Below are 22,755 nucleotides of genomic sequence, written 5' to 3' on the forward strand. Positions count from 1 at the left end.
GGCGGCACGGCTGCCCGACAACACCACCCAGCGTAGACACCTGAAGCGGATCGGGCCTCGGTGCTTCGCCGACAGAAGGCCTGCGGCAGGATGGATGCCACCTGGTACGTACGCGTCGCTTGCGCTCGTACTGAAGACAACCGCTGGAGACGCCCGGTGAGTTCCCCAGATCCGCAGGTTCGCGCAGCGCGAAACAACTCAACCAGTCCCGCGGCGCGCGGGCCCGTCGTAGCGGTCACCGGAGCCGCGTCCGGCGTCGGCGCGCTGCTCACCGCGCGGCTGGCCGCCTCTCAGGACGTCAAGCAGGTCATCGCCATCGACGAGCGGCGCGGCGAGTGCGCCGAGGCACGCTGGCACATCCTGGACGTGCGGGATCCGGCCATCGCGGAGAAGCTGCGCGGGGCCGACGTGGTGGTCCATCTGGCGCTCGACCTCGATCTGGAGACCGACGGCGCCGCCCGGACGGCCTACAACGTGCGGGGCACGCAGACGGTGCTGACGGCCGCCGCGGCCGCCGGGGTGCACCGCGTGGTGCTGTGCACGTCGACGATGGTCTACGGGGCGCTGCCCGACAACGAGCTGCCGCTGTCCGAGGACGCGGAACTGCGTGCCACGGCGGAGGCCACGGGCGTCGGCGACCTCCTGGAGATCGAGCGCCTCGCGCGCAGGGCGCCGCGCGCGCATCCCGGCCTCAATGTCACCGTCGTCCGCCCCGCCGTGCTGGTGGGCGGCACCGACACGGCGCTGACCAGGTACTTCGAGTCGCCTCGGCTGCTGGTGGTGGCCGGATCGCGGCCCGCGTGGCAGTTCTGCCACGTCGACGATCTGTGCAGCGCGATGGAGTACGCCGTGCTGGAGAAGGTCGACGGCGAGCTGGCCGTCGGCTGCGACGGATGGCTGGAGCAGGAGGAGGTCGAGGAGCTCAGCGGGATCCGGCGGATGGAGCTGCCGTCGGCCGTCGCGCTCGGCGCGGCGGCCCGGCTGCACCGGATCGGGCTCACCCCGTCCCCGGCAGGGGACCTGGCGTACACGATGTACCCGTGGGTGGTGAGCGGGAGCCGGCTGCACGACGCCGGGTGGCGGCCCGCGCACACCAACGAGGAGGTGCTCGCGGAGCTGCTGGAGGAGGTGTCCGGCAGGCACACGGTGGCCGGCCGGCGGCTGGGGCGCAAGGACGCCACGGCGGCGGGTGCCGCGGGCGCGACGGTGGCCCTGCTGGGCGCGGCGGCGGTGGTGCGCAGGGCCCGGAAGGCGCGCCGGCGCATCTAGGGGGTGTCTGACACATGCCCGCGGAGTCCGGCACGCACGCTCGCATGCACCGGACGCCGCTCCTTCTCCCGCGCTCATGTGTCAGACACCCCCTGGTACCGGGCACCGGGCGGCCCGGGCGTGTCTCACGCGGGCGGCGCTCTGTAGGAGGCTCCGAAGGGCACGCGCGCGTACCGGGCGATAGCTCCATTCCGCGTTGTCGTCGCGGTGGGGCACGATGGGGACATGGCATCCACGCACGATCACCCGGGTGAGCAGGCCGCACAGGACCCGATCAAGCTGATCGCGATCCGTGACACGCCGTTGTCGGTGGACGAGGTCCTCCGCGCGGTCGGGGACGACGCGGCCGGCGGGACGGCGCTGTTCGTGGGGACGGTGCGCAATCACGACGAGGGCGCCGACGTCGACGCGCTCGGCTATTCGTGCCACCCCAGCGCCGAGGACGAGATGCGGCGGATCGCCGAGAAGGTCGCCACCGAGTTCCCCGTACGGGCGCTCGCCGCCGTCCACCGGGTGGGGGATCTCCGGGTCGGCGACTTCGCCGTGGTCGTCGGCGTGTCGTGCCCGCACCGGGGGGAGGCCTTCGAAGCCTGCCGGAAGCTGATCGACGACCTCAAGCACGAGGTGCCCATCTGGAAGCACCAGCGGTTCGCCGACGGGACCGATGAATGGGTCGGCGCGTAGCGCCGTCGTTGAGGGGTGGCGGTCGGGAGACGGGAGGGCGGGTGGGCGCCCGCTGAGCGGACCCGGGACTCCGGTTGCGTAACCGTACCCCTGGCGTGAGCGTTGTCACTGCGGATGGTTAATCTGCTGATCAGTCAATGGTGCGGACGCTCATGGGGTTGGGAGGTCGGCATGGCGGCGCTTGCCTGGTTGCTGATTCCGCTTGTGGCCGCTGTCGGAGCGGGGCTGTGGGGTAGTTGGGCCAACCGGACCCGCAAGGTACGGGGCGATGGTCCCGAACTCATCGGTTACGCCCGGTTCCGCGAGGCCATGGAGAAGCCGCGCACGGACCGCTGAAGCACACGAAGCAGCAGGTCACGGCCGAGAACGCGAGCAGGGCCGCCCGTCCGGGCGGCCCTGACGGTGCGCTGACAGGCCTGTCCCGTACTGTCGAGTCATGCCACGCCGCACCGCGACGATGCTCGCCTCCACCCTGATGCTGATCGCGCTCCTGTGCGCGGGAGTCTTCATTCCCGTGCCCTATGCGGAGATGTCGCCGGGGCCGACGGTGAACACGCTGGGCGAGCACGACGGCGAGCCGGTGCTGCAGATCGCCGGGCGCAAGACCTATCCGACGGACGGCCACCTCAACATGACCACGGTGCGGGTCACCAGTGCCGACTACCGGATGAACCTGGTCGAGGCCGTCTACGGATGGCTCGCGCACGACAACAAGGTCGTGCCGCACGAGACGCTCTACCCCGACGGCAAGACGGAGGAGGAGTCCACCCAGGAGAACGCCGAGGAGTTCAGCCAGTCCCAGGAGAGCGCCAAGGTCGCGGCCCTGAAGGAGCTCGACGTCCCCGTCAGGTCCTGGGTGATCGTCTCCACGGTCGTCAAGGGGTCTCCTTCCGAGGGCCGGCTGCACGCCGGTGACGTGATCAAGGCGGTCGACGGAAAGCCGGTGAAGAAGCCGGCCGATGTCGCCGAACTGGTGACCGAGCACAAGCCCGGCGAGGACGTCGTCTTCACGATCGTGCCCGCCAAGGAGCAGGCCGCCGCCGAGAAGGAGAAGCGGACGGCGACGGACACCGAGAAGGTCACGATCACCACCACGACCTCCGAGGACGCCGGCGAGAAGCGCGCCATAGTCGGGATCTCCGCCGGAACCGACCACACCTTCCCGTTCAGCATCGACATCAAGCTCGCCGATGTGGGCGGTCCGAGCGCGGGCCTGATGTTCGCCCTCGGCATCTACGACAAGCTCACGCCCGGCAGCCTCACCGGCGGCGCCTTCGTCGCCGGCACCGGCACCATCGACGACAACGGCGAGGTCGGTCCGATCGGCGGCATCGAGATGAAGACGGTCGGCGCGCGCAACAAGGGTGCCGAGTACTTCCTCACCCCGGCCGACAACTGCGCGTCCGCCGCCAAGGACACCCCCGAGGGCCTCACCCTGGTGAAGGTGGACACCATCGACGACGCCCTGGGCGCCCTGGCGGACATCCGCTCCGGCGACACCGCCGGCCTCCCGCAGTGCACGGCGTCCTGACCGGCTCCCGGCGGCGCCCCGATCCGCCGTCGGCGGCTACTCCGCGAACGTCGCCGTCAACGCCTCGGCCAGCCCCGGCACCAGGTCGGAACCGGTGAGCACCTCCGTGGGCGAGTCCTTCGCGCGCAGACGCAGCGCGGACTCGCGGGCGCCGTCGCGCAGCACCGCGACCGTCATCCGGACCTCCTGACGCTCCGGGTGCTCGGCCACCCACTTGGTCAGCGCTGCCTCGTCCAGATCCTTCGGGACCTGCGCCTCGGCGGACGGCGGCAGCATCAGCCGCTCCACGGTCAGCGCGCAGCCGGCCACCGCCTCGGGCCAGGCGATGGTGCCCAGGAACTCGTCCAGCGGCTTGCCCGTTGGAATCTCGTCCTGCTCGATCGGGGTGAAGGCGGTGGTCTCCTGCTCGCCGTCCGGACCGAGCCGGCCCGCGAGCGAGGGCTGCTCGGCGCGCAGCCGGGCGGTGTCGACGAGGGCGAACAGTCGGGCGGGCTGGTCCCAGCCGAGTCCGGAGGCGTACTCGTCGATCTCGAGGACGGCCCGGGTGAGCGGGGTGGCGGCCATGGGTGTGTTGGACATGGTCACAATCCTCTCTCGTTCCTCACCGGAATCGGGAACCGAGTAAAGCGTGAGTAAGTTGCATAGGTGTGGGCCCACGATCACGGGGGGCCACGACGGTCCGTGAAACCGCGGGCCCGACGAATCAACAGCGAACTTCGAGGTGCCTACCTTGGCTTTCCAGATGCCGGACCGCGGCGGAGGCCCGACGGGGCCACGGATCAGAGTGGGCCGCCCGTCCCGGCGGGTCCGGACCCTGCTCATGACACTGGGCGTCCTGGCCGTCCTCGGCATGGTGTTCACCATGTTCGCGGGGTTCTGGACCGACTGGCTGTGGTATCGCTCGGTCAACTACTCCTCGGTCTTCACGACGACCCTGTGGACCAAGATCGGGCTGTTCTTCGTCTTCGGTCTGCTGATGGCCTTCGCGGTCGGCTTCAACATCTGGCTGGCCCACCGGATGCGGCCGCCGCTGAGCGCCATGTCCATGGAGCAGCAGAACCTCGACCGGTACCGGATGAGCATCGCCCCGTACAAGAAGTGGCTGCTGCTCGGCATCACCGCCCTGGTGGGCCTGATCGCCGGTGCCTCGGCGTCGGGCCAGTGGCGCACCTGGCTGATGTGGGTCAACGGTGTGCCCTTCGGCCAGAAGGACCCGCAGTTCAAGCTCGACGTCTCCTTCTACGCCTTCGACCTGCCCTGGTACCGGTTCCTGCTCGGCTTCGGCTTCGCCGCCACGATCCTGGCGCTGATCGCCGCCGCGCTCACCCACTACCTCTACGGCGGGTTGCGCATCACCAGCCCGGGCGCGCGCGCCACGGCCGCGGCCACCGGACACCTCTCGGTGCTCCTCGGCATCTTCGTCGCGCTGAAGGCGGTGGCCTACTGGCTCGACCGGTACGGTCTCGCGGTGAAGTCCAGCGACTTCAAGGCGACCGACAGCTGGACGGGCCTCAGGTACGTCGACGCCAACGCCTATCTGCCGGCCAAGACGATCCTGTTCTGCATCGCGGTGATCTGCGCGCTGCTGTTCTTCGCCACCCTGTGGCGGCGCACCTGGCAGCTGCCCGTGATCGGCTTCGGTCTGATGGTCCTGTCGGCGATCCTCATCGGCGGCCTCTACCCGGCGATCGTGCAGAAGTTCCAGGTCCAGCCGAACGAGCAGGCCAAGGAAGCGCCGTACGTCGAGAAGAACCTCAAGGCCACGCGTGAGGCGTACGGCATCGACGACGCCGACGTCGCCGACTACCCGGGCACCAGCCAGACCGAGGACAAGACCCGGCTGCGGGACGACGTCAGCGACACGGCGAGCATCCGGATCATGGACCCGAACATCGTCTCGCCGACGTTCCAGCAGCTCCAGCAGATCAGGAACTACTACGCGTTCCCGACCAACCTGGACGTCGACCGGTACACCAACAACGGCGAGGACCAGGACACGGTCATCGGTCTGCGTGAGCTCAACCTGAACGGCATCCCCAAGCGGAACTGGATCAACGACCACTTCCGTTACACCCACGGGTACGGTGTCGTCGCCGCGGAGGGCACCAGCGTGGGATCCGGCGGCCGTCCGGAGTTCACCGAGTCCGACCTGCCGTCCAAGGGCGAGCTCGGCACATACGAACAGCGCGTCTACTACGGCGAGCGGACGACCACGTACTCCATCGTCGGCGGTCCCCAGAAGGAGATCGACTACTCCGACGACAGTGGTGAGAAGACGTACAGCTACGAGGGCGACAGCGGGGTCAACCTCGCCAACCCGGTCAACAGGGCCGCCTACGCGCTCGCGTTCAGCGAGCCGCAGATCCTGTACTCGGGCGCGATCGGCGAGGGCTCGCGGATCCTGTACAACCGCACGCCCAAGGAGCGCGTCGAGGCGATCGCCCCGTGGCTGACCATCGACGGCGACGCCTACCCGGCGGTCGTCGACGGCCGGATCCAGTGGATCGTCGACGCCTACACGACGACCAACGGCTATCCGTACGCGTCGCGGACGACCCTCGGCGACACCACGGCCGACTCGCTGACCGCCACCAACGACCAGCGCGCGGTGGTGGCCCAGCAGAACCAGGTCAACTACATCCGCAACTCGGTGAAGGCGACCGTCGACGCGTACAGCGGCGAGGTCAAGCTCTACCAGTGGGACACGCAGGACCCCGTCCTCAAGACGTGGATGAAGGCGTTCCCGGAAACGGTGGAGCCGAGGAGTGAGATCTCGAACGACCTGATGGCACATCTGCGGTACCCGCAGGACCTGTTCAAGGTGCAGCGCGAGCTGCTGACCCGCTACCACGTCAAGGACGCCAACACGTTCCTGAGCGGCAGCGAGGTGTGGCAGGTGCCGGACGACCCGACGAACAAGACGGGCGACGCGGTGCCTCCGTACTACCTGAGCATGAGGATGCCGGACCAGCAGGACCAGGTCTTCTCGCTCACCACGACGTTCACCCCCAACGGACGTGACAACCTGAGCGCGTTCATGGCGGTCAACGCCGATCCCGGCACCGACGACTACGGCAAGATCAGAGTGCTGAAGCTGCCGACGAGTACGACGGTCGCCGGGCCCAAACAGGTGCAGAGCCAGTTCAACTCCGAACAGGACATCGCCGAGTCGATCAGGCTGCTGAGAGGCGGCGACTCGGAGGTCGAGTACGGCAACCTCCTGGCCGTGCCGCTCGACGGAGGACTGCTCTACGTGGAGCCGGTCTACGTACGCGGTGGTGGGCTGAAGTACCCGCTGCTGCGGAAGGTGCTGGTGACCTACGGCGGCCAGACGGCGTTCGAGGACACCCTCGAGGAGGCGCTGAACAAGGTCTTCGGCGGAGAGGGCACGCCCGTCGAGCCGCCACCGGGCGAGGACGAGGGAACGGGTGAGGACGAGGGCACCCAGCCACCGCCCGCAACTGAGAACCCCACGGTCCAGGAGGCTCTGAACGACGCCCAGAAGGCCTTCGAGGCCGGACAGGAAGCCCTGAAGAACAACGACTGGGAGGCCTACGGCAAGGCGCAGAAGGACCTCGAGGACGCGCTCCGCAAGGCCGAGGAGGCCCAGGCGGACGCGGGAGGCGGCGGCGCCGGCGGCGGGGAGAACGGTCGCGAGCCCGACGAGAGCCCGAGCAGTTAACGACCAGGCTGGTCAGTGGCTCCCCCCGCGCCGTGCTACGGTTGCAGCACAACGGCGCGGGGTGGAGCAGCTCGGTAGCTCGCTGGGCTCATAACCCAGAGGTCGCAGGTTCAAATCCTGTCCCCGCTACTGAAGTCGCGCAGTAGGCGACGCCAAAGGCCCGGATTCCTCACGGAATCCGGGCCTTTGTGGTGTGCGAACGCATGTGCCCGGACGGGCGACGGTCGTGCCGCCGACGGGAGTTGGGGGATGTGTGTTTGACTTGTCTCTCTGTGGGCATGTCGACAAAACGCTGTAGTGACCTCACTGACTGCGGTATACCAGGTGTACCCAGGTTGCAGGTGGTGCGACGATGGATGGTATGGGGGACAAGGCAACTCTGTTCGAGACAGGGCGTTTTGTGCAGTCCTCCCGCCGGGAGGAACCTCGCGACGAGGTGGGGGAGGCCGCCGACGAGGCGGCGGAGGAGCTGCGTCAACGGCTCGCCGCAGAGGCCGGCGACGTCGAGGCGATGAGCGTCCTCGGCGCCATGCTGCTGCGCCGCGGTGATCTCGACGGAGCCGAACCCCATCTCCGTGCCGCCACCGCCGCGGGCGACCGCGCCGCCGCCAACAACCTCGGCGTCCTGCTGCATCAGCGGGGTTACGCCGACGAGGCCGCCGGCTGGTGGCGGATCGCCGCCGTCGCCGGCTCCACCGCTGCGGCGCACGCCCTCGGCCGTCACCACCGCGAGCGCGGCGACGAGCCCGCCGCCGAGTACTGGCTGCGCCAGTCCGCCGAGCAGGGGCACGCGCTCGGCGCCTACGCCCTTGCCGACCTGCTCGAACACCGCGGGGACACGGCCGGGACGGAGCGCTGGATGCGGGCCGCCGCCGAGCGGGGGCACCGGGAAGGGGCCTACCGGCTGGCCCGCGCGCTGGACCGCAAGGCCGCGCGGCAGTCCGACGACGGCGGCGCCCCGCTGCTGGAGGAGGCCGAGCAGTGGTACCGGCAGGCCGCCGCGCGCGGACACCGCCGGGCCGCGCTGCACCTCGGGGCGATCCTGGAGAAGCGCGGCGAGCTCAAGGAGGCCGGCCGCTGGTATCTGACGTCCGCCAAGGACGGTGAGGCCCGGGCGGCCTGCGCGCTCGGCTTCCTGCTGCGCGACGCCGGGGACACCGAGAACGCCGCCGTGTGGTGGCTGCGGGCCGCGCAGGACGGTGACGGCAACGCCGCCAACGCGCTGGGCGCGCTGCACGCCGAGCGGGGCGAGACCCAGACCGCCGAACGCTGGTACCGGGCCGCCATGGACGCCGGTGACATCAACGGCGCCTACAACCTCGGCCTGCTCTGCGCCGACCAGGGCCGCACGGCCCCGGCCGAGCAGTGGTACCGCCGGGCCGCCTATGCCGGGCACCGCGAGGCGGCGAACGCGCTGGCGATCCTGCTGCTGCGGGCCGGGGACGAGACCGGCGCCGAGCCGTGGTTCTCCAAGGCCGCGGAGGCCGGCAGCGTGGACGCCGCGTTCAACCTCGGCATCCTGCACGCGGGCCGGGGCGAGGACGACGCGGCGCTGCGCTGGTACGAGCGGGCGGCGGCGGCCGGGCACACGGAGGCGGCGCTCCAGGTCGGTATGGCGCGACTGCGGGACGGCGAGGAGGGCGAGGCCGAGCGGTTCCTGCGGTGTGCGGCGGGCGGCGGGAGCGCCGAGGCCGCGTACCGGCTGGCGACGGTGCTGGATGCCCGCAGGCCGCCGGAGCCGGCGCATGAGCTGGGGGAGCCGGTGAACCGGCGCAGCGAGTGCGAGGAGTGGTACGAGCGCGCGGCCTCGCAGGGGCACCGGCGGGCGCAGGTGCGGGTCGGGATGCTCGCGGCGGCTCGGGGCGATGTCGTCGAGGCGGCGCGGTGGTACCGGGAGGCGGCGGAGGCCGGGTCGCGGAACGGGGCGTTCAATCTGGGGCTGCTGCTGGCGCGGGAGGGGAGCGAGCCCGAGGCGGCGGTGTGGTGGACGCGGGCGGCGGACGCGGGGCACGGGCGTGCGGCGCTGCGGCTCGCGCTGGTCTGTGCGCGGCGGGGGGAGCTGGCGGACGGGCAGCGGTGGGCGGACCGGGCGGCGGTGCTGGGGCCTCCGGCGGTGACGGAGCGGGCTGTGCGGTTGCGGGACGCGTTGCGGGAGGAGCTGTCGGCGTGACGCCGCGGGGTGCGGTGGCTGGGCGGGGGTGGGTGCGCAGTCCGGCGTTGGCGGGGTGCCGCTGCGCCCACCCGTGCCGCTGGGGGTACCTCCCAGGCCTTCAAGGCACTGGGGGAGGCACGACTACCCGCAGCTACGCGGCGTCGGTGCCCGCAGCTACGCGGACGTGATTTGCTTCTGTCGTTGTGCTTGACGTAGTGTTTCGGTTGTCGACGCGGGGTGGAGCAGCTCGGTAGCTCGCTGGGCTCATAACCCAGAGGTCGCAGGTTCAAATCCTGTCCCCGCTACTGAAACCGAGGGCCGGAATCCGAAAGGGTTCCGGCCCTCGGTGTTTTCGCTGTGTGTTTTCCTCGTCCCCGGCCGGCGCGGGCGCCGCCGGGGATCGTCGCTAGGCCGCCGCGCAGTTCGGGCAGACGCCGCGGTAGGTCACTTCCACGTCGGAGACCGTGAAGCCGAAGCGCTCCGTGTCGGGGAGGTCGGCCAGCGGGTTGCCGGTCGGGTGGACGTCGCGGATCGCCCCGCACTGCGCGCACACCAGGTGGTGGTGGGGGCGGTGGGCGTTGGGGTCGTAGCGCTTGGCCCGCTTGTCCGTGGCGACCTCGAGCACCTCGCCGAGCGAGACCAGCTCGCCGAGCGTGTTGTAGACGGTCGCCCGGGAGATCTCGGGCAGCTTGGCGACAGCCCTGGCGTGCACCTCGTCGGCCGTCAGGTGGACGTGTTCGCCGTCGAGGACCTCGGCCACGACACGGCGCTGCGCGGTCATCCGCCATCCACGTCCGCGGAGCCGATCCAAAAGGTCACTCATAGGCACCAGCCTAACAGCAGGGGGAACCAGGTCCCGAACGGGTGTGACTTTGGAGCCTTACTTGACTTAGACAATGTCCATTGTAGGATCGAGATCGGCTTTAGCCAAGGGACAGGTTGGTCAGCAGATGACGCAGGAGGCGTACGTGACGCAGGGACCGCTTACTACGGAGGCCGGTGCTCCGGTTGCCGACAACCAGAACAGCGAGACCGCGGGCGTCGGTGGCCCGGTCCTCGTGCAGGACCAGCTCCTTCTGGAGAAGCTGGCCCACTTCAACCGTGAACGCATCCCGGAGCGTGTGGTGCACGCCCGCGGTGCCGGTGCGTACGGCACCTTCACGGTGACCGCCGACGTCACGAAGTACACGCGCGCCAGGTTCCTCTCCGAGGTCGGCAAGGAGACGGAGACCTTCCTGCGCTTCTCCACGGTGGCCGGCAACCTCGGTGCCGCGGACGCCGTGCGCGACCCGCGCGGTTTCGCGCTGAAGTTCTACACCGAGGAGGGCAACTACGACCTCGTCGGCAACAACACCCCGGTCTTCTTCATCCGGGACGCGATCAAGTTCCCCGACTTCATCCACACCCAGAAGCGCGACCCGTACACCGGCTCGCAGGAGGCGGACAACGTCTTCGACTTCTGGGGTCTGTCGCCCGAGTCCACGCACCAGGTGACCTGGCTCTTCGGCGACCGCGGCATCCCGGCGTCGTACCGCCACATGGACGGCTTCGGTTCGCACACCTACCAGTGGAACAACGAGGCCGGCGAGGTCTTCTGGGTCAAGTACCACTTCAAGACGGACCAGGGGATCAAGAACCTGACCGCCGAGGAGGCCGAGATCCTCGCGGGCAAGGACCCCGACTCCCACCAGCGGGACCTGCGCGAGGCCATCGAGCGCGGCGACTTCCCGTCCTGGACCGTCTACGTCCAGGTGATGCCGGCGGCCGAGGCGGCCACGTACCGCTTCAACCCGTTCGACCTGACCAAGGTCTGGCCGCACGCGGACTACCCGCTGATCGAGTTCGGCAAGCTGGAGCTCAACCGCAACCCGGAGAACATCTTCGCCGAGGTCGAGCAGTCGATCTTCAGCCCCGCGCACTTCGTGCCGGGCATCGGTCCCTCCCCGGACAAGATGCTCCAGGGCCGCCTCTTCGCGTACGGCGACGCCCACCGCTACCGCGTCGGCATCAACGCCGACCACCTGCCGGTGAACCGTCCGCACGCCACCGAGGCGCGCACCCACTCCCGTGACGGCTACCTGTACGACGGCCGTCACAAGGGCGCGAAGAACTACGAGCCGAACAGCTTCGGCGGCCCGTTCCAGACGGACCGTTCGCCGTGGCAGCCCATCCCGGTCAGCGGTGTCACCGGCGAGTCGGTCACGCCCGTCCACGCCGAGGACAACGACTTCGTGCAGGCGGGCAACCTGTACCGGCTGATGTCGGAGGACGAGAAGGAGCGCCTGGTGAACAACCTGGCGAACGCCATCTCCGGGGTGACGCGCGACGACATCGCCGATCGCGCGATCAACAACTTCCGTCAGGCGGACGAGGACTTCGGCAAGCGGCTGGAGGCCGCGGTCCAGGCCCTGCGCGGCTGACTCCAGCGCTGGACCGCTTGTCGATCGACGGGCCGGACTCCCCTCGGGGGTCCGGCCCGTCCCGCGTATCACTACGCCGGTACCTGCTGGGCCCGCTGCCGCTCCGGTGCCCAGCAGCGGATGATGTCGCGGACCGAGACGATGCCGGCGGGCTCGCCCCGGTCGAGGACGATCAGATGGCGGAAACCGCCGTGGGTCATGGCGACAGCGGCCTCCTCCAGGGTCCAGGCCGGCGTGGCGAAGACGACGTCGGTGGTGGTGTGGGCGTGGGCGCGCTCGACGTCCGGGTCCTGGCCGAGCCCGACGGAGTTGAGGACGTCCCGCTCGGTGAGGATGCCGATGCCGGTGCCGTCGGGATCGAGGACCACGGCCGCGCCCACCCGGCGGGCGGACATCAGGGCGGCGGCCTGTCGGAGGGTGTGGGCAGGGCCGATGGTGAGGACCACGGTGCTCATGGCGTCACGGACGAGCATGGATGGAGCCACCTCCTAGCGGAAAACGCGAGGTCACGGGCGTCGGTGCCCGCTCGTTCGCGATTTCACAAATTCACAAGTGGGGGGACTCTCAGAGTGGCAGGCAAAGCGGGGGTCAACAAGAGGGCGCGTGCGGCGGGTTGGGGGCGTGCGCGCGGATCTTCCGCCGCTCAGTAACGCTGGTTGAGGTACCCCAGCAGCTCGTCGTGGAGCAGCCCGTTCGACGCCGCCGCGTTGCCGCTGTGCGGTCCCGGGCGGCCGTCGAGGCCCGTGAACGAGCCGCCGGCCTCCGTGACCACGATCGAGGTGGCCGCCATGTCCCAGAGCATGAGCTCGGGTTCGGCGCAGAGGTCGACCGACCCCTCGGCGACCATCATGTACGGCCAGAAGTCGCCGTACGCGCGCGTGCGCCACACCTCGCGGGTGAGGTCGAGGAAGCCGTCCAGCCGCCCCTGCTCCTCCCAGCCGCTGATCGAGGAGTACGCGAAGGAGGCGTCGGAGATCGTGGAGACGCGCGACACCTGCAGCCGGGAGGCCGACGAAAGACTGCGGCCCGCGAAGGCGCCATGCCCCTGCGCGGCCCACCAGCGGCGGCCGAGAGCGGGCGCCGAGACCACTCCCACGACCGGCTGGAACCCGCCCTCACCGGCCTCCATCAGCGAGATCAGCGAGGCCCAGACGGGAACACCGCGGACGTAGTTCTTGGTCCCGTCGATCGGGTCGATCACCCAGCGCCGCGGGCCCGTGCCCTCCACCCCGTACTCCTCGCCGAGGACCGCGTCCCGCGGCCGGGCGCGCTGCAGATGGCCGCGGATGAGCTCCTCGGCGGCCTTGTCCGCCTCACTCACCGGCGTCATGTCCGGTTTCGTCTCCACCTTGAGGTCGAGGGCCTTGAACCGGTCCATCGTCGCGGCGTCGGCGGCGTCCGCGAGGACATGGGCCAGACGCAGGTCGTTGAGGTAGTCGGGCATGCAACGAACGGTATCTGCCGAGGTCGGTGCGGGGCTACCGGGGGCGGGCCCCGAGACCCCTTGACAGTGCCCGACGCCGCGTCAAATCTGAACCGCAGGACCGGCCGCTCGCCCCGAGGGAGGCGAAGATGCCTGCAGCGCGGGAATCTCTGCTGGACGCCGCTTACACGGCACTGGCACGTCGGCCGTGGTCCGCGGTCCGCATGGTGGACGTGGCCGCCGCGGCCGGGGTCTCCCGGCAGACGCTGTACAACGAGTTCGGCAGCAAGGACGGCCTCGCCCGGGCCCTCGTGCGCAGAGAGGCCGACGGCTATCTGGCCGGCGTCGACCGCGCCCTCACCGGCCCCACCGACCCCCGCGAGCGCCTGACCGCGACCGCCGAGTGGACGACCTCGAGCGCCCGCGACAACGCCCTGGTCCGCGCCATGCTCACCGGCTGCTGGAGCGAACGCCTGCCCATGCCGACCCTCGCGGCCGTACCGTCCGGTTCCGTGGTGCCCGCCCAGCGCCGCGCCGACGGCCCGCTGCCCTCACCCGCCGACTTCGTCGCCCTCGTCCGCGACCGCGCCGTCGCCGTCCTGGCCGGCCCCGGCGTCCCGAGGAACGACACCGCCGACCTGGCCCGCTCCTGCGAGCTCGTGGTCCGCCTCGCCCTGTCCTGCGTCGCCGCACCACCGGCCGACAACGGTGTCGCCGACCTGGTGCGCGGCGCCCTGCACCGCCAGCCGGCCCCGTGGTGGGTCCCGTAGCGGAACGTCTAGTGCGCCGACCCCGAAAGCTGCAGCCCGATCACCCCGACGATCACCAAAGTGATCGACACGATCTTCAGCGTCGAGACCAGGTCACCCAGGAACACCATCCCGTAGATGGCCGTACCCGCCGCCCCGATGCCCGTCCACACCGCGTACGCCGGCCCCACGTCCAGCTTCTTCAGCGCCAGGGTCAGCAGCCCGAAGCTGCCCAGCGCGAACGCGCAGAACGCGACGGTCGGCCACAGCCGGGTGAAGCCGTGCGACAGCTTCAGGCACACGGCGAAACCGGTCTCGAGCAACCCGGCCACTATGACCAGCAGCCACGCCATGTGTAGTCCTCCCGCATTCCCCACGTACAGTGACCGCTTCGCCAGGTTCGGCAGGTTCGGGTCCGGCTCGGTGCGATTATGCACTTACCGTCCGCGCGCCACGACAAACACGCGAGGGTCAGTCGCCTTCCGTCCGCTCCCGCGTCGCCAGCAGCCGGCGCAGCGAGTACAGCCGGGCCTGGTCCGCGTGACCGTCGGCCACCCAGGCGTCCAGCGCGCAGTCCGGCTCGTCGTGACTGCACGCGCGCGGACAGCCCTCCGTGCCCGGCTCCAGGTCCGGGAAGGCGTGGATGACCCGGGACGGGTCGACATGGGCGAGCCCGAACGACCGCACTCCCGGGGTGTCGATCACCCAGCCCTCCGCGCCCGAGAGCGGCAGCGCCAGCGCCGAGGTCGTCGTGTGCCGCCCCCGCCCGGTCACGGCGTTGACATGACCGGTCGTGCGCCGCCGCTCCAGCGGTACCAGCGCGTTCACCAGGGTCGTCTTGCCGACTCCGGAGTGCCCGACGAACGCCGTGATCCGGCCGTCCAGTTGCTCCCGCACCCGGTCCGCCGCCGCACCGCTCTCCAGCTCCGCACGACTGGTGACGACATAGGGGATGTCCAGGTCGCCGTACAGCTCCAGCAGTTTGTCGGCCGGTGCGAGGTCCGATTTGGTCAGCACCAGCAGCGGCTCGAGCCCGCCGTCGAACGCCGCGACAAGACAGCGGTCGATCAGCCGCGGGCGGGGTTCGGGATCGGCGAGGGCGGTCACGACGGCGAGCTGGTCGGCGTTGGCGACGACCACCCGCTCGTAGGGGTCGTCGTCATCGGCGGTACGGCGCAGCACCGAGGTGCGCGGCTCGATCCGCACGATCCGCGCGAGGGTGTCCTTCTTCCCGGACAGGTCGCCCACGATCGCCACCCGGTCACCGACCACCGCCGCCTTGCGGCCCAGCTCGCGGGCCTTCATCGCGATCACGGTGCGGTCCTCGACGAGGCAGGTGAGCCGGCCCCGGTCGACGGTGAGGACCAGTCCCTCGGCGGCGTCCTCGTGCTTGGGCCGGATGTGGGTGCGCGGCCGGTTGCCCTTGCGGTTGGGGCGCGAACGGATGTCGTCCTCGTCGGTGTGCTTGCCGTAGCGGCGCATGGCGGACCCCTACGCCCCGAGCATCCCGGTCCACAGGTCGGGGAAGTCCGGCAGCGTCTTCGCCGTGGTCGCCACGTTCTCGATCTGCACGCCCTCGACCGCCAGGCCGATGACCGCGCCGGCGGTGGCCATGCGGTGGTCCTCGTAGGTGTGGAAGACCCCGCCGTGCAGCCGGCGCGGGCGGATGTGGAGACCGTCGGCGGTCTCCGTGACGTCGCCGCCGAGTTCGTTGATCTCCTTGGTGAGCGCGGCCAGCCGGTCCGTCTCGTGCAGCCGCAGATGCGCCACGCCCCGCAGCGTCGACGGGGAGTCCGCGAGCGCGGCGACGGCCGCGATGCCGGGCGTCAGCTCGCCGACCTCGCCGAGGTCCACATCGATGCCGTGGACCGACCCGGAGCCGGTGAACACCAGCCCGAACTCGGTGAGCTCACAGGAACCGCCCATCTCGGTGAAGATCTCGCGCAGCCGGTCACCGGGCTGGGTGGTGCGGGCCGGCCAGTCCGGGATCACGACCTTGCCGCCGGTCACCAGCGCCGCCGCCAGGAACGGCTGGGCGTTGGACAGGTCCGGCTCGACGGTCAGGTCCCGGCCCAGCAGGGCACCCGGGGTGACCCGCCAGACGTTGGGCTCGCCGCCCGACTCCGGGGTGTCGACCTGGGCGCCCACCGCGCGGAGCATGTCGACGGTCATCCGGATGTGCGGCAGCGACGGCAGCGTCGCACCGGTGTGCCGGACCTCGACGCCCTGGTTGAACCGGGGCGCGGAGAGCAGCAGCGCGCTGACGAACTGGGAGGACGAGGACGCGTCCACCTCGACCGTGCCGCCGTCCAGGGCGCCTCCGCCGTGCACCGTCATCGGCAGCGTGCCGCGGTCGTCGTCGTCGATCCGGGCGCCCAGCCGACGCAACGCGTCGATGACTCCGTTCAGGGGACGCTCGTAGGAGCGGGGGTCGCCGTCGAACCGGACGGGGCCGTCGGCCAGCGTCGCGACCGGAGGCAGGAACCGCATCACCGTGCCGGCGTTGCCGACGTCGACGGTGGCCGGGCCGTGCAGTCCCGTGGGGAGCACCCGCCAGGCCTCGCCGGTGCCGTCGGGGCCCACGCCCTCCTCGATCTCGATGCCCATGGCGCGCAGGGCGCCCGCCATCAGCAGGGTGTCGCGGGAACGCAGCGGGCGGCGCAGCCAGCCCGGCTCGGAGGCGAGGGCGGCGAGCACGAGGGCACGGTTGGTGACCGACTTGGACCCGGGCACGTGGACCGTCGCGTCGACGGCTCCGCTCGCGTGCGGGGCGGGCCAGAGGGCGGTGTGTGCGGTGTTCGGGGCCATGGGGCCCACTTTATAAGGAGGCCCGGGGACAGGCCGTCCTTCGGGTGCGGCTGCGCCACGGCTGGTCGCCCCGCAGTCCAGGAGCTACAGCCCCAGGAGCCACCTGCCGCCGCCCAGCAGTGCGCACAGCGACACCGCGTGGAAGAGGAACAGCCACAGGCCCGCCGGGACGTGCGTCAGCCGTGACAACTGGTCCGCGTCCGAGTCCCCCGCGCCGCCGCGTGCCCGCTTGGACTGGAGCTCGAACGCCGGGCGCACCCCTCCCAGCAGCAGGAACCACACCACGGCGTAGGCGAACGCCGCTTGCACCTGGGGCCCGGCCAGCCAGGACACCAGGACGAACGTGCCGCCCGTGACGAGCACCGTCACCGCGCCGTAGGCATTGCGGATCATCACCAGCATCGCCACGAGCAGCGCCGTGGCCAGCCACAGCAGCAGGGTGATGCGCCCGGCGCCGAGCAGCGCGGCGCCGCCGAGGCCCAGCAGCGGAGGTGCGGTGTAGCCGGAGGCGGCGGTGAGGATCATGCCGATGCCGGTCGGCTTGCCCCGGCTGACCGTCAGGCCGCTGGTGTCCGAGTGCAGGCGTATCCCCGTCAGGGTGCGGCCGGTGAGCAGGGCCACCAGGCCGTGCCCGCCCTCGTGGGCGATGGTGATGGCGTTGCGGGAGATCCGCCACGGCCCGTGCGGTACGACGACGGCGGCAGCGGCGACCAGGGTGGCGACGACCACCCACATGTCGGGGTCGGGCTGGGTGCCGGAGACCTCGTCCCAGAGGGAGCCGAGCGAGGCGGCCGCGGTGCTGACCATGCTGTCCATGCGTTTCGGATCGCTCCTCTGGGCGTACGGGGTCCAGCAGTGTTGCACGAATGTGCGGTCGGTGTCTGAGACGCCGGCGGAGCGGCGATCGTTCCTGCACGGCGAACGGGCGGGCCGGGGGCGGAGCCTGCGACGCCCTCGGGAGGGGTCCCGGCCGGCCGCTGGTACTCAGGAACCCGCCCGTTCGTGAGACCCGCTGCGCGGGGAGGGCGGCGATCGGCACCGAGAGGGGGAATAGAGGATGGCGACGCACCCGTCGACGTACGACCCCGTGGTCGACGTCCGCCCGCTGCCGCCGGTCCCGCCGCCGAGCCCTCTGCGCGCGCCCCTGGGGAGGGCGCTGGTGCTGGTGCCGGACGCCGGGCCGGTGCGAACGGTCCGCTCGGGCGAGCAGGTGCCCGACGGCTGGTTCGGGCCGCACCGGATGCTGTTCCTGGTGGACACCACCGAGCACCGGCTCGTGTTCGACCTCCGGCCGCCCGGCCGGGACGGGTCCGCCTCGTGGCGCTGCCGGGTCGAGCTGATGTGCCGGGTCACCGACCCCGCCGCGGTGGTGGCACGGGGCATCCGCGACATGGGTGCCGCCTGGCACGGCCTCCTGGAGGAACGGCTGCGGAACGTGTCGCGGGGATACGGCGCCGGACAGCTCCGCGAGGCCGAGCGGGCGCTGAACGCCGCGCTGCGGGACGTCACCGGGGACGCGGCCGTCCGGCTGTACGGCGCCCGGGCCGCACTGCTCGGCCACGACGGGTCCTCCCGGAATCCGGGCCGGAGCCGGGTACGGGGGGCCCGGCTCCGGCCCGGAACGGCGGCCGCGGATGACGGGTCGGAGGTGCTTGTGGGGGAGGTGGTGGCACGCAAGGAGGAGCCGCTGCCGCCGAAGCCCTCCCGCCCTCCCGAAGTGCCGCCGCCCGCGCCCGGGCGCCGGGTCAGCAGGGTCCGCGGCACCGGGACGCCGGGCGACGGGCGACACGGTGGGGGGAGGCGGTGAACGACATGACGATCCCGCCGGAACCCGCCCGTCCGCCGGAGCGTCCGCTCTCCCGGCCCGGCCATCTGACCTGGTCGGCCGCGGACGACGGGCTCCAGGCCCTCGCGGTGTGGACGGAGTGCCGTCCCGGCCACGGCGAGGACGCCGAACCGCTCGCGGCCCACCACCGGCCCACCGGGCACGGACTGCTGGCCGTGTTCGACGGCTCGGGCGGCTCCGGAGCCGCTCCCGGCTGGCGCGCGCCCGACGGCACCACGTACACCAGTGCCTGGACCGGCGCCCGGATCGCCCGGCTGGCCACGGAATGCTGGTTCCAGCACATCGTCGCGTCCGGGGAGCACCCGTCCCACGGGAACGGGCCGGGGACGGCGGACAGCCCCGAGCGGCTGAAGCGCTGGCTGCGGAGGATGCTGGACGCCACCCCCACCACGGTCCGGAGCAAGATCACCGGGTCCATGCGCCGCGTCCTGCCCACGACACTGGCCGCGATCCGGTACCGCACGGTCGACGAGGACGTCCGCTGGGAGGCCGTCTGGGCCGGCGACTCCCGGTCGTACGCCCTGCTGCCCGGAAGCGGACTGCACGCGCTCACCCGCGACGACACGCACGAGGACGACACCCTCGCCCAGCTCCGGCAGGACCCGCCGATGACGAACGTCATCTGCGCCGACCGCGACTTCACCCTCTCCACCCACCGCGGCGCGTTCCGCGCGCCCTGCGTCCTGCTCTCCGCCACCGACGGCTTCTTCGGCTATGTGCACACGCCCGCGCAGTTCGAGTGCGTCCTGCTCGAAACGCTCGGGCAGTCGGGCGACGTGGCCGAATGGGCCGAGAGGCTGCGCAGGGCGATCCAGCCGGCCACGGGTGACGACGCGTCGCTCTCCCTGGCGGCGCTGGGTTTCGAGGACTTCGGCCGGCTGCGTGCCGCCTTCGCCGGCCGGTACGCCGACATCGCCGGGGGCGAGTACCTCGACGTACCGCCGGACGACGACCAGGAGGGGATGCGCGGCTGGCAGGACCGGACATGGCAGGCCTATCGGGACGCGTACGAGAAGTTCATGCCGGGGGTGGGGGAGTGAAGCCGGGTGACGTGATCGGCGGGTACCGGGTCGTCAGCGAGCCGACCAACGCCGACGGCGGCAAATGCATGTGGGCCTTCGCCGAGAAGGACGGCAAGGAGTACTTCCTCAAGCGGTTCCTCGAACCCAAGCGCCCTCGTGAGGGCTCCGGCAGCGCGACGAGCCGGCGCATCAGGCTGGAGACGTGCAGGGAGTTCGAGGAGCGGCACAGGAGCATCATGAAGCTGCTCCGGCCCGACGCCGACGGTGCCGGCAACCTGGTGCTCGCCACCGACTTCTTCCACGCGGGCAGCACCTACTACAAGGTCACCGAACGCATCGACACCGCCGGTCTGGACAGCCCCCACTCGCTCGCCCCGAAACAGAGGACGGTGCTGCTCAGGACTCTGGCGACCAGCCTGCGGCTGCTGCACGACATCGACGTGGTGCACGGCGACCTGAAACCGGCCAACGTGCTCGTCCAGAAGCGCGAAGGGGCCGCGTTCCACACGGCGAAGCTCATCGACTTCGACGACTCCTACCTCTCCGGCAGCCCGCCGGCCCGGGAGGACGTCGCGGGCGACTCCTTGTACGGCGCGCCGGAATGGCGGCGCTATGTGCAGGGCGACGAGTCCGTGGCGAGCGGGGACCTGACGACGGCCGTGGACATGTTCGCGCTGGGGCTGATGACGCACCTGTACCTCACCGGCGCGCTGCCCGCCCACGCCGACCGCTTCGGATCACCGGCGGACGCGGTGAACGCGGGTGAGCCACTGGCCGTCGACGAGCGGCTGGGCACGGCGACGCAGGCCCTGATCGCAGCCGCGACGTCCGCCGATCCCGCGGCCCGCCCCACCGTCGCCGACTTCCTGACGGCGCTGAAGGACCCCGGGGCGTGCACCCTCCACGGCACACCGCAGCCCCGCCCGACAACCGGCAGAAGCCGGGTCCAGTTCAACCCGCCGAACCGGTCCGGGGCCCCGCCGGACCGGTCGGCCCACCGGCCGGCCGCCGCCGGCGACGAACCGAGGAAGTCCAGGGTCAGGATCAATCTCGGTCCCCGCCGAGACGGCCCTGCCGCCGACCGTCCCACCCCGTAACCGAGGAGACGCATGAGCACGGAGATCGAGAAGTACCAGGGGAATCTGCGGTATGCCGTCGACATCGTGATGTGCATCGACGCCACGGGCAGCATGCACCCCGTTCTGGACCTCGTGAAGAACAGCTCGCTGCAGTTCCACCAGCGGCTGAACGAGGTGATGGGCAGGAAGAGCAAGGAGATCAGCCAGCTGCGGCTGAAGGTGATCGCCTTCCGGGACTTCGGCGACGACCCCTCCGACGCCATCGAGCAGACCGAGTTCCTGCGCCTGCCCCAGCAGGTGGCGGAGTTCGAGAGATTCGTCACCGGACTCGAGGCGGGCGGCGGCGGGGACATCCCCGAGTCCGGCCTGGAGGCCCTGGCCCTGGCGATCAACTCCCCCTGGGAGAAGGGGCTGGACCGGCGGCGCCACGTCATCGTCATGTTCACCGACGCGCCCGCGCACCCCCTCGGCACGGTGGGCGTCGCCGCGCAGACCTATCCGCGCAACATCCCGCGCACCATGGACGACCTCTTCGAGCAGTGGGGATACGCGCGCAGCCAGACCGCGGTGATGGAGCAGTCGGCGAAGCGGCTGGTCCTCTTCGCGCCCGAGGAGGAGCCGTGGAAGGAGACCATCGGGGAGGAGTGGGATCTCACCCTGCACTTTCCTTCCAGGGCCGGAGAGGGCCTGGAGGAGTTCGAGATGGACGAGATCATCGAGACGATCGCGAACAGTCTGTGACTCCCTGGCTCCAGGGCACGGGCGCCCGGATCGACTTCGACGGGCCGTGGCTGGTGTTCTCCTGGTGGCGCCGCCGGAACGACCGGGCGTCCGGTCACGGCGGCCGTCTGTACCTGCCGCCCGAGTGGTGCGTCTCGGTCAGGGGCCGGCTGTCCGCCCGCGACGGCGGCCTGCGCCTGGCGTTCCGGTTCCGGCCCGGCGGGAGGAGCGGCGCCGACGTGGTGGCGGAGATCGTCGTCGACGCGGAACGGGCGGAGGCGGCCTGGCGGTCCGCCGAGTGGTTCGCGCACGAGTACCGCGTCGGGGACCTCTCCGCCTCCTGGCGGGACGCCGAGCCGGCCACCGCGGAGCGGGAGGAGGCCCGGGACTGGCTCAGCGCTCCCGTCCCGCCGACCACACAAACCCTCTTCCGCTCGGTCATGGCCCGCCTGACCGCCGCGGACGGGTGACCGGGGAGGCAGTGTGACCGGGCCGACGTGGCAGTGCTCGGACTGCGACACGTTCAACGGTGCCGGGGCGCGGGTGTGCACCGTCTGCGACACACCACGGGGCGCGTCCGAACCACCGCCGGGCAGGAAGCCGACCGCCCCGAAGAAGCCGACCCCCGCGAAGAAGCCGACCCCCGCCAAGAAGGCCCCGGCCACCACAACCCCCGCCGCCGGCAGCGTCGTCGGCACGCCACTGCCCCGGCTGCACGCGCCGGGACTGGAGTGGATGTGCCCGGTGTGCCACCGCTACGTGGTCGAGGAGATCCGGTGCGACACCTGCGGCACGCTCTGGTCGCGCTCCGCCACGACCACCCGAAGCCCCGTGCACGGAGGCGCCCCGCGCGCGCCGGGCACCGTGCGGCCCACCGCCCCGGAGCCGACCCGAGGGGAGATCGCGACGGCATGCGGCTGTCTGCTGTTCCTCGCGGCAGCCGTGGTGACTCTCATCGTCCTGCTGATCGCCAACTGGTCGTCCGTGACATCGTTCGTGACCGGCTCCGACTCCTCGGAACCCTCCCCGGCACCGACCTGGGGCGGCCCCTGCCCGAAGCAACTGACCGGGATGATCCCGGAGGGGGCCGGGGCGACGCTCGTCGCCGCCTACAGCCGGGAGGACCTGGAGGAGCGGTACGCCTTCTGCCGGGCGAAGACGGGGAAGATCTACTACTTCTTCAAGCCGGAGAACGGCGAGCCGTACGGCAACCCCACGGAGGTGAAGAGGTCCGAAGGGGCCTACGTGGTCGACTTCTTCCCCCAGAAGACCAGTTACCACTTCGGCGACGGCGAGCTGAAGGCCTACGACGAGGACGGCAAGGAGGTCTGGAACGGCGACCTGGTCCCCGAGGCGACCGTCGAGTGACG

Annotated in this window: 22 protein-coding genes and 2 tRNA genes; 16 read left to right on the forward strand and 8 right to left on the reverse strand. The window is 71.1% G+C overall.

All coding sequences use genetic code 11. The features are described from left to right. Nucleotides 1–156 precede the first annotated feature (156 nt). From ACZ44S_RS10900 to ACZ44S_RS10915, 4 genes are all read left to right on the forward strand, one after another. Complete coding sequence (locus ACZ44S_RS10900) at nucleotides 157–1,269, forward strand: SDR family oxidoreductase (protein WP_466926961.1); 1,113 nt, start codon at nucleotides 157–159, stop codon at nucleotides 1,267–1,269. A 225-nt stretch (nucleotides 1,270–1,494) separates the two neighbouring features. Continuing rightward, nucleotides 1,495–1,953 carry a molybdenum cofactor biosynthesis protein MoaE gene (locus ACZ44S_RS10905; protein WP_466926964.1) on the forward strand — a complete coding sequence of 153 codons (459 nt, stop codon included), beginning with the start codon at nucleotides 1,495–1,497 and terminating at the stop codon, nucleotides 1,951–1,953. Between the two features lie 204 nt (nucleotides 1,954–2,157). After that, nucleotides 2,158–2,289 (forward strand): hypothetical protein, encoded by a 132-nt coding sequence (locus tag ACZ44S_RS10910; protein WP_466927497.1) that lies wholly within the window; start codon nucleotides 2,158–2,160, stop codon nucleotides 2,287–2,289. 100 nt (nucleotides 2,290–2,389) lie between these two features. Continuing rightward, the gene (locus ACZ44S_RS10915; protein ID WP_466926967.1) at nucleotides 2,390–3,484 is read left to right on the forward strand and encodes a YlbL family protein; all 1,095 of its coding nucleotides are present in this window, start codon (nucleotides 2,390–2,392) and stop codon (nucleotides 3,482–3,484) included. A 36-nt stretch (nucleotides 3,485–3,520) separates the two neighbouring features. On the opposite strand, the gene ACZ44S_RS10920 is transcribed toward ACZ44S_RS10915, so the two are convergent. Next, the gene (locus ACZ44S_RS10920) at nucleotides 3,521–4,063 is read right to left on the reverse strand and encodes a PPA1309 family protein (RefSeq protein WP_466926970.1); all 543 of its coding nucleotides are present in this window, start codon (nucleotides 4,061–4,063) and stop codon (nucleotides 3,521–3,523) included. Nucleotides 4,064–4,226: 163 nt separating this feature from the next. Here ACZ44S_RS10920 and ACZ44S_RS10925 point away from each other — a divergent pair, with 163 nt between their 5' ends. From ACZ44S_RS10925 to ACZ44S_RS10940, 4 genes are all read left to right on the forward strand, one after another. Further along, nucleotides 4,227–7,166, forward strand: coding sequence for a UPF0182 family membrane protein (locus tag ACZ44S_RS10925; RefSeq protein WP_466927474.1), 2,940 nt, complete (start codon nucleotides 4,227–4,229; stop codon nucleotides 7,164–7,166). A gap of 55 nt (nucleotides 7,167–7,221) precedes the next feature. After that, nucleotides 7,222–7,295, forward strand: a tRNA-Met gene (locus tag ACZ44S_RS10930). A gap of 223 nt (nucleotides 7,296–7,518) precedes the next feature. Continuing rightward, on the forward strand, nucleotides 7,519–9,336 hold the full coding sequence (locus ACZ44S_RS10935; RefSeq protein WP_466926973.1) for a tetratricopeptide repeat protein: 1,818 nt from the start codon (nucleotides 7,519–7,521) through the stop codon (nucleotides 9,334–9,336). Nucleotides 9,337–9,549: 213 nt separating this feature from the next. Then, nucleotides 9,550–9,623: transfer RNA gene (locus tag ACZ44S_RS10940), tRNA-Met, on the forward strand. A 101-nt stretch (nucleotides 9,624–9,724) separates the two neighbouring features. Here the strand turns inward: ACZ44S_RS10940 and ACZ44S_RS10945 are convergent. Continuing rightward, nucleotides 9,725–10,141 (reverse strand): Fur family transcriptional regulator, encoded by a 417-nt coding sequence (locus ACZ44S_RS10945; protein WP_190161507.1) that lies wholly within the window; start codon nucleotides 10,139–10,141, stop codon nucleotides 9,725–9,727. A gap of 145 nt (nucleotides 10,142–10,286) precedes the next feature. On the opposite strand from ACZ44S_RS10945, the gene ACZ44S_RS10950 reads away from it, so the two are divergent. Next, entirely contained in the window at nucleotides 10,287–11,738 is a 1,452-nt protein-coding gene (locus ACZ44S_RS10950; protein ID WP_466926975.1) for a catalase, read from the forward strand. Nucleotides 11,739–11,809: 71 nt separating this feature from the next. On the opposite strand, the gene ACZ44S_RS10955 is transcribed toward ACZ44S_RS10950, so the two are convergent. Together ACZ44S_RS10955 and hisN are read right to left on the reverse strand one after the other, a co-directional pair. Further along, entirely contained in the window at nucleotides 11,810–12,211 is a 402-nt protein-coding gene (locus ACZ44S_RS10955) for a CBS domain-containing protein (RefSeq protein ID WP_466926977.1), read from the reverse strand. Between the two features lie 170 nt (nucleotides 12,212–12,381). Next, nucleotides 12,382–13,182, reverse strand: coding sequence for a histidinol-phosphatase (hisN, locus tag ACZ44S_RS10960; protein ID WP_466926980.1), 801 nt, complete (start codon nucleotides 13,180–13,182; stop codon nucleotides 12,382–12,384). Between the two features lie 128 nt (nucleotides 13,183–13,310). Between hisN and ACZ44S_RS10965 the strand changes: the two genes are divergently transcribed. Further along, entirely contained in the window at nucleotides 13,311–13,931 is a 621-nt protein-coding gene (locus ACZ44S_RS10965) for a TetR/AcrR family transcriptional regulator (protein ID WP_466926983.1), read from the forward strand. A gap of 8 nt (nucleotides 13,932–13,939) precedes the next feature. Here ACZ44S_RS10965 and ACZ44S_RS10970 read toward each other — a convergent pair whose 3' ends face one another. The 4 genes from ACZ44S_RS10970 to ACZ44S_RS10985 all read right to left on the reverse strand — a co-directional run bounded on the left by ACZ44S_RS10970 (nucleotide 13,940) and on the right by ACZ44S_RS10985 (nucleotide 17,525). Beyond that, a complete protein-coding gene (locus ACZ44S_RS10970; protein ID WP_125504317.1) occupies nucleotides 13,940–14,263 on the reverse strand; it encodes a DMT family transporter in 324 nt (107 codons plus the stop codon). A 118-nt stretch (nucleotides 14,264–14,381) separates the two neighbouring features. Then, entirely contained in the window at nucleotides 14,382–15,392 is a 1,011-nt protein-coding gene (rsgA, locus tag ACZ44S_RS10975; protein WP_190161512.1) for a ribosome small subunit-dependent GTPase A, read from the reverse strand. A 9-nt stretch (nucleotides 15,393–15,401) separates the two neighbouring features. After that, entirely contained in the window at nucleotides 15,402–16,718 is a 1,317-nt protein-coding gene (gene aroA / locus ACZ44S_RS10980) for a 3-phosphoshikimate 1-carboxyvinyltransferase (protein WP_466926987.1), read from the reverse strand. Nucleotides 16,719–16,802: 84 nt separating this feature from the next. Then, nucleotides 16,803–17,525, reverse strand: a complete 723-nt coding sequence (locus ACZ44S_RS10985; RefSeq protein WP_190161731.1) for a M50 family metallopeptidase — start codon at nucleotides 17,523–17,525, stop codon at nucleotides 16,803–16,805. A gap of 250 nt (nucleotides 17,526–17,775) precedes the next feature. On the opposite strand from ACZ44S_RS10985, the gene ACZ44S_RS10990 reads away from it, so the two are divergent. The 6 genes from ACZ44S_RS10990 to ACZ44S_RS11015 are packed head-to-tail and all read left to right on the forward strand — an operon-like array spanning nucleotide 17,776 to nucleotide 22,753. Beyond that, nucleotides 17,776–18,525, forward strand: coding sequence for a hypothetical protein (locus ACZ44S_RS10990; protein WP_466926989.1), 750 nt, complete (start codon nucleotides 17,776–17,778; stop codon nucleotides 18,523–18,525). Nucleotides 18,526–18,530: 5 nt separating this feature from the next. Then, nucleotides 18,531–19,604 carry a serine/threonine protein phosphatase gene (locus tag ACZ44S_RS10995; RefSeq protein ID WP_466926991.1) on the forward strand — a complete coding sequence of 358 codons (1,074 nt, stop codon included), beginning with the start codon at nucleotides 18,531–18,533 and terminating at the stop codon, nucleotides 19,602–19,604. Next, nucleotides 19,601–20,683, forward strand: coding sequence for a protein kinase domain-containing protein (locus ACZ44S_RS11000; protein WP_466926993.1), 1,083 nt, complete (start codon nucleotides 19,601–19,603; stop codon nucleotides 20,681–20,683). Before ACZ44S_RS10995 ends, ACZ44S_RS11000 begins: the two co-directional genes overlap by 4 nt. 12 nt (nucleotides 20,684–20,695) lie before the next feature. Beyond that, entirely contained in the window at nucleotides 20,696–21,406 is a 711-nt protein-coding gene (locus tag ACZ44S_RS11005; RefSeq protein ID WP_466926995.1) for a vWA domain-containing protein, read from the forward strand. Beyond that, on the forward strand, nucleotides 21,403–21,855 hold the full coding sequence (locus tag ACZ44S_RS11010; protein WP_466926997.1) for a hypothetical protein: 453 nt from the start codon (nucleotides 21,403–21,405) through the stop codon (nucleotides 21,853–21,855). The genes ACZ44S_RS11005 and ACZ44S_RS11010 overlap by 4 nt, the downstream gene beginning before the upstream one ends. Nucleotides 21,856–21,868: 13 nt before the next feature. After that, entirely contained in the window at nucleotides 21,869–22,753 is an 885-nt protein-coding gene (locus ACZ44S_RS11015; RefSeq protein ID WP_466926999.1) for a hypothetical protein, read from the forward strand. Nucleotides 22,754–22,755: the final 2 nt, after the last annotated feature.

Source organism: Streptomyces malachitofuscus (assembly GCF_055571035.1).

Excerpts from the sequence above, each read along its gene's own strand:
- ACZ44S_RS10990 (WP_466926989.1), top strand. The coding sequence starts at position 17,776 with ATGGCGACGCACCCGTCGACGTACGACCCCGTGGTCGACGTCCGCCCG.
- aroA (WP_466926987.1), bottom strand. The coding sequence starts at position 16,718 with ATGGCCCCGAACACCGCACACACCGCCCTCTGGCCCGCCCCGCACGCG.
- ACZ44S_RS10935 (WP_466926973.1), top strand. The coding sequence starts at position 7,519 with ATGGATGGTATGGGGGACAAGGCAACTCTGTTCGAGACAGGGCGTTTT.
- ACZ44S_RS10920 (WP_466926970.1), bottom strand. The coding sequence starts at position 4,063 with ATGTCCAACACACCCATGGCCGCCACCCCGCTCACCCGGGCCGTCCTC.
- ACZ44S_RS11005 (WP_466926995.1), top strand. The coding sequence starts at position 20,696 with ATGAGCACGGAGATCGAGAAGTACCAGGGGAATCTGCGGTATGCCGTC.
- ACZ44S_RS10985 (WP_190161731.1), bottom strand. The coding sequence starts at position 17,525 with ATGGTCAGCACCGCGGCCGCCTCGCTCGGCTCCCTCTGGGACGAGGTC.
- hisN (WP_466926980.1), bottom strand. The coding sequence starts at position 13,182 with ATGCCCGACTACCTCAACGACCTGCGTCTGGCCCATGTCCTCGCGGAC.
- ACZ44S_RS10905 (WP_466926964.1), top strand. The coding sequence starts at position 1,495 with ATGGCATCCACGCACGATCACCCGGGTGAGCAGGCCGCACAGGACCCG.
- ACZ44S_RS10945 (WP_190161507.1), bottom strand. The coding sequence starts at position 10,141 with ATGAGTGACCTTTTGGATCGGCTCCGCGGACGTGGATGGCGGATGACC.
- ACZ44S_RS10915 (WP_466926967.1), top strand. The coding sequence starts at position 2,390 with ATGCCACGCCGCACCGCGACGATGCTCGCCTCCACCCTGATGCTGATC.
- ACZ44S_RS10995 (WP_466926991.1), top strand. The coding sequence starts at position 18,531 with ATGACGATCCCGCCGGAACCCGCCCGTCCGCCGGAGCGTCCGCTCTCC.
- ACZ44S_RS10925 (WP_466927474.1), top strand. The coding sequence starts at position 4,227 with ATGCCGGACCGCGGCGGAGGCCCGACGGGGCCACGGATCAGAGTGGGC.
- ACZ44S_RS10955 (WP_466926977.1), bottom strand. The coding sequence starts at position 12,211 with ATGCTCGTCCGTGACGCCATGAGCACCGTGGTCCTCACCATCGGCCCT.
- ACZ44S_RS10970 (WP_125504317.1), bottom strand. The coding sequence starts at position 14,263 with ATGGCGTGGCTGCTGGTCATAGTGGCCGGGTTGCTCGAGACCGGTTTC.
- rsgA (WP_190161512.1), bottom strand. The coding sequence starts at position 15,392 with ATGCGCCGCTACGGCAAGCACACCGACGAGGACGACATCCGTTCGCGC.
- ACZ44S_RS10965 (WP_466926983.1), top strand. The coding sequence starts at position 13,311 with ATGCCTGCAGCGCGGGAATCTCTGCTGGACGCCGCTTACACGGCACTG.